The following is a 5,606-nucleotide window of genomic DNA, read 5'->3' on the forward strand; positions in this document are numbered from 1 at the left end:
GGTTTATACTTAATAATGAATTTGGTACAAAAATAAGTAAAATACTTACAAACAATGCTCAATAATAATCTTTTCAATTAATCCTTGTGCTTTTTTAGCCTCATTACTATTCTTTGCCTAAAATTCTTTGCTCTTTTGGGTAGTAATTGTTGATTCTGTTGGGTAAAATTTTGGCCCAACCCAGTCCAAAGCCTTGAAAAGTCATCAATGACCAGCCTTTTACAGCTTGCTCTAATGCAAATTCCTCTCTTTTTAAATACTTGATAGCTTCTTGTTGTGAAAGTTCTACCTTGTTTATTTTTTCTGATAAAAATAAGCTCATTGCTAATTCATGCTCAGGAATTAAATCTTTACTTGAAAGTTTACCCATGCTAACTCCTACCTTTCTGAGGTTAAAATTAAGCTGAATTAATTGTACGATGTGTTCATGCAATGGATTAATTAGAAAAAAGTCGTCATTTTTCCCAAACCATGTATAGTCATCAATATTTTTTACCCAATTTCTGAAAATTTCTCGTTCAGTTCTACGATTATTATTTTTTATTGGTTTTCCCGAACGAATAAATACTTCTTTCTCCGAATTTCTTTTTTGAAAAGCCGTAATAAAAAAGCCTTCACCCTTTACTTGGTCGGGATAAAACCGATACGAACCTTCGGAAATTACTTCATTGCCTAGTTTGTCCTTATTGCTTGCCACTAAATGTTGTGCTCCAAATTGCTTTTCTATCCAATCAACAATGTCTTCGTTTTCAGCTTTTGAATATGAACTAGTGGAATATATCATCACTCCCCCTTGTTTCAGACTACTCCAAGCTTCGGTAATAATGCTTTTTTGTCTTAATGCATGTTGTGTTACATTCCCAACAGACCATTCTCTGATAGTGTTAGGGTCTTTTCTAAACAAACCAGAGCCAGAGCAAGGAGCATCAATTAATAGTACGTCAAAAAAACCAGATAGTCTTGTAAAATCTCTAGGGTCATTATTCGTAACAATAGTATTCATTGTCCCCCATTTTGTTAGATTTTCAGCCAATACATTGGCACGTACTTTCAGCACATCATTGCTTACTAACAACGAATCGGGCGTTAGTAAACTAGCCAACAAAGTACTGTTCGCACCCGTACCAGCACATAAATCAAGGACTTTCAAATCTTGCGATAAATCAACGCTACTTTTCAAGATTTGGGCTAAATACATTGAGCTTGCTTCTTGGAAACAGTAAGTACCCGCATGAAAAAGTGGGTCAAAAGTGGCAAGATAGTTATCAGGCAAATATTTGCCATATTCCGACCAAATTACAGACTCAGCATGATTAAACGTATCGGTTTTCTTAAAAGGATTAATGCGAACTGCAATAGGCGACGCCTCATTTTCATGCGTATCAACAAATGCATTTTCATTGAACCCTTTAATGTTTTGTAATGAACTAATTAATGATTGTGGGATTTTCATAAAGTGAAATTACACAAAAAAGCCAAACTGATTAGTTAGTCTGGCTTTTTGCTTTATTTTTTCATGAATGCACTACAGTAAAGAAAAGAGTGACTAATTCGTTTTTAATTTTCCTACAATCCAATTTCCAATGGCTCTCCCTTGTACTAAACCGTTATTTAATGCTGGTCTAAAGTGAATACCACCATACAATCGGCTAATTGATGCCTCGTCAGCAGCTTGTGTAAAAGACGTAAATTTACGCACAGGTAAGCCATAAGGAATTTCAGTTGAATCGGCAAAAGCAACGTTATTACCTAATACAGAAGATAAAGCAACAGATGCCGCACCAGATATTACAGAGTGCCCAGAAGTATATTCAGGGAAGGGAGGTGTCTGTAAAACGGGTTGCCAATCTTTATCGATAGCAGCATTAATAATCGTTTCTGGGCGAATGCGTACTGTACGATATTTCTCTGTCCAGCAAGAAATAAATCCATCAAAAACAGCCACCGATGTCAAGAGATATGCACGTGCTGTGGTGTAAATATCTGCATTTTGATTGCGACTCACCTGCGATACAATTCCCATCCAGTGACCACCCGGAGATACCTTTTTAGTAGCAAACATAGCATGCCCTGTAATATTCATTTTAAAAGGATTGCAATCCCAGAAATTACAAATGGCTCTTTGTTCGTCAGTTAAATTTTTCACAGTATTATAGCAATCCATTACTTCCTGATAATATTCACTTCCTTTTGTTAAGTCAAATTTTGAGGGAGGGATTGGGCGAAATTGTGAAGAAGAATCCATCGTAAATGAGCGAATCTTTGTCCAATGAGGCTCCACAGCATCCAAATAAGCTGGAGGAGTAGGCACCCAAGTACCTGGCTTGTTGGTAACTGTAAAACGGAAACCACGCGTTTGTTTATAATTATCCTTCTTTGAATAATTCATGATAGAAGCCGCTACGGAATCGCCAAAAGCAATAGAGTTTTCAAATACTTCTTCAGGAATACCAGTGGCTTTATAATCTGCCCAAAGTTTTTTCTCAAAATCTACATACACATCCTGTGCAAAAGTTAGGTTTTTACCAATCGTTAAAAAAGCCCTAGTGGCAGCCAAAGCATAACAATACTCTTTGTTAGGTTCTGGCTTATACACTTTCTCAAAGCCATTGAATTGCCCAACCATTGATTTTAGCCCTTTGTTAGCAGGAACAAGTGCCTCATAAGCTGCTAAAGAGGCATAACTGTAAATACGGCTTGAAACAGGAGGTGGGAAAATATCATGGATAATTGATTCAGTAACTTGCAATTGCGTTTTTCTTAGAAACTCAGGGTTGTCAGCTGCTTTTTTCCAGCTTCCATCATCTTTTTTACAACTAAACAGTAGCGTAATACACGATAATATTAATACAACTTTTTTGCTCATTGGTAGGGTTTTTAAAATGATAAGGCAAAAATACAAAAGTTTATTTCCAAAAAAATGGAATAATTCTTTAAAATGGGAGATTTTAGTCATTTTTTTTAATTATTTTGATAAAAATAATAAACCTTTCTTGTCTAATTTGCCTTTTTTAATGCTTTTTAAATTGACTAGTGCCTTTATTTGTAAATTTATTTGTCTTTTTGAAACATTAAATCCTTCATGGAGTTGATTAAAAGAAACAATCATAAAATCTTGAAAATACTTATTGTTGGTGCAGGGATAGCTGGACTATCTGCTGCTAGAATTTTAGCAAAATATCACGAAGTAACTGTTTTAGATAAAGGAAGAGGTATAGGCGGAAGAATGGCTACCCGTAGAATAGGAGAGGGTGTCGCTGATCATGGAGCACAATATTTTTCAGTTCAATCAAATGATTTCCAGGTGTTTATTGATGAATTGCAAGAAAGAAAAATTGTGTCAACATGGCAATTGGCTCAGCGTTCAAATATTCGGTATTTCGGAACTGAGGGAATGAAAATGATTCCGAAGGCAATTGCTGACAATATTAATGTTATTACCAATGAAAAAGTGGTAGAGCTTTTACAAAACAAACTTATCACGGAGAGGGGAAATGAATATAGTTTTGATAAATTAATTCTTACTCAACCCATTCCACAGGTACGAGAATTGTTGGAACAATCATCAATGTTGATTTCTTCTATTGACGATACCGTTTTGAATGCTATCAAGTACCAACCTTGTATTGCTGTAATAGCACTTTTAAATAAGGCAACTTCCTTTGAAAGCGGAGGTATTATGATGGATAATCATCCTATAGCTTGGATAGCCGATAATTTTCAAAAAGGTATTTCTCATAAGCCTACTGTTACTCTTCATGCTTCCCATGAATTCAGTAAACAAAATTTAGAAGGGGATTTGAATCAAATTGGGAAAAAAATGCTTGAATCTGTTCAAGTATTTATTCCTCAATCATCAATCGAAACTTTTCAGGTACATCGTTGGCGGTATAGCTTGGCGTCAAGTAGATATTCAACTTCCTTTTATCAGCTTGAAGGTAAACAGATTTTTCTGGCTGGTGATGGTTTTGGTATAGGAAATGTAGAAGGGGCTTTTTTATCAGGATTGACACTGGCAAAGGCTTTATTATAATAAATAGACTTCTCTGAAAAGTGTTTATCATGTCTTTTCAGAGAAGTAATACTATGTTAAATATTCTCAGCAACTTTTCTACCTGTCATCATCGCAGCATTCAAAGATGGATATGCCGTATAGTCCCCACATCGATATAGCACATCGCTTAGTTGTAATGGGTATCCCTTTGAATTGTCTTCATTGAAAGTAGCTAAAGCTTGGGGAATATGATATGTTTTGATATGTTTCCAATTGATTGCCTCTTTCCCAAACCATGTAACTAATTCTTGTTGAATGCTAGTTGCTAAAGATTGCTGGTCTTGTGTATCTAGTCCTTGTGTTGAAACCGAAATAAGCGATTTGCCAAGTGGTGCATAATTAGGAGCTATATCGCTTGGGACACACAAATTATGAATTTTAGCATTTCTATCAGGATTTAGTACGAGTAGTTTTTCAGTGAGAGGAGATTTCTTTGCTGCAAAATAAGTACAAGTTGTTTTATTGAATTTAATGTCTTGCTCTTTTCCTAAAAGCTGTTCAGCAGCAAACCCATCTGTAGCCAGCACAATTTTTTCGCCATAAAGCTTTTCTCCATTCGCCAAGTACACATTATTACCTTCTATTTTTACTACTTTGGTATTTAAGCGAATTGAATGTGCGGGTAATGTACTGGCTATTTGTAAGGGTATTTCGTGCATGCCATTTGCAGGAATAGCAGCTTCGCCTTGATTGAATTTATCAAAAATAAACTTAAAGAAATTAGCAGAAGTTGTTAAATCATCTTCCAGAAATACTCCACCAAAAAATGGTTTGAAAAACTGTAGTATCATTTTATCTGACACATTATAGTTTTGAAGAAATTTCAATGTCGATTGGTATTTATTCTCAAAAACATCATCTTGGATGTTTTGTATGTCCATAATTAATCTCAAAATTCTAAGTTTATCGGCTAAAGTACCAATGTTCGAAAACAAAGTAGAGAACAGCGCTGAAGGATCTTTCAATGGGTTTAGCATTGATATGAATTTATTTTGCTCGTTATCTCTAATCAAAGCACCAGATTTAAATGTTTTTAAATTTAACTTTTCATAATTGAGCAATTTTAATGCTTCAGGATACGCCGTGAGTAGAATTTGAAAGCCTCTGTCCAATAAAAAGCCATCTTGCTTATCAGTTCTTACACGCCCCCCAACTGCTTCGCTTGCTTCTAAAATTAATGATTCTATCCCTCTGTTTTGTAAATATCTGGCACATGTTAAGCCAGCAATGCCACCTCCGATAATGATAACCATTGTTATATTGATTTTAATTTTTTAAAAATAGTTTCTTAATTATATGTAGCTTTTAGTCTAGTTGTATTATAGATTTTGAGAGCTTGTGTTAGATTTGTCTTAATAATAGATTTAACAAACTTAAAGTCAAAGAGTTTTGACTTTCATGAAAATTGCTCAAAATCATTATGACAAAATGAAGGAAAATATAATTATTCTAATATTGTAAAATGGGTAGTTTTTCTGGAAATATGAGAAAAGATGAATTATTAAATTTACATTCATCTAAACAATTGAAATAATTATATTTTAAGTGTTTT

General features: G+C 34.4%; 4 protein-coding genes. 1 reads left to right on the forward strand and 3 read right to left on the reverse strand.

Annotated elements, in window-relative coordinates; translation table 11 throughout:
* Positions 1-106 precede the first annotated feature (106 nt).
* Both AC07XN_RS23100 and AC07XN_RS23105 read right to left on the reverse strand, forming a co-directional pair.
* On the reverse strand, positions 107-1,453 hold the full coding sequence (locus AC07XN_RS23100; RefSeq protein WP_494744768.1) for a methyltransferase RsmF C-terminal domain-like protein: 1,347 nt from the start codon (positions 1,451-1,453) through the stop codon (positions 107-109).
* A 93-nt stretch (positions 1,454-1,546) separates the two neighbouring features.
* A complete protein-coding gene (locus AC07XN_RS23105) occupies positions 1,547-2,866 on the reverse strand; it encodes a vanadium-dependent haloperoxidase (protein ID WP_494744769.1) in 1,320 nt (439 codons plus the stop codon).
* A gap of 249 nt (positions 2,867-3,115) precedes the next feature.
* Here AC07XN_RS23105 and AC07XN_RS23110 point away from each other — a divergent pair, with 249 nt between their 5' ends.
* Positions 3,116-4,033 (forward strand): NAD(P)/FAD-dependent oxidoreductase, encoded by a 918-nt coding sequence (locus AC07XN_RS23110; protein ID WP_494744770.1) that lies wholly within the window; start codon positions 3,116-3,118, stop codon positions 4,031-4,033.
* A gap of 56 nt (positions 4,034-4,089) precedes the next feature.
* Here the strand turns inward: AC07XN_RS23110 and AC07XN_RS23115 are convergent, their stop codons facing one another.
* Positions 4,090-5,307, reverse strand: a complete 1,218-nt coding sequence (locus AC07XN_RS23115; protein WP_494744771.1) for an NAD(P)/FAD-dependent oxidoreductase — start codon at positions 5,305-5,307, stop codon at positions 4,090-4,092.
* Positions 5,308-5,606: the final 299 nt, after the last annotated feature.

The sequence above is a fragment of the Arcicella sp. GW458-12-2-14-TSB2 genome (assembly GCF_059423785.1).

What these genes read in the sequence shown, in the direction of transcription:
- AC07XN_RS23100 (WP_494744768.1), bottom strand. Translation starts at nt 1,453, where the DNA reads ATGAAAATCCCACAATCATTAATTAGTTCATTACAAAACATTAAAGGG.
- AC07XN_RS23105 (WP_494744769.1), bottom strand. Translation starts at nt 2,866, where the DNA reads ATGAGCAAAAAAGTTGTATTAATATTATCGTGTATTACGCTACTGTTT.
- AC07XN_RS23115 (WP_494744771.1), bottom strand. Translation starts at nt 5,307, where the DNA reads ATGGTTATCATTATCGGAGGTGGCATTGCTGGCTTAACATGTGCCAGA.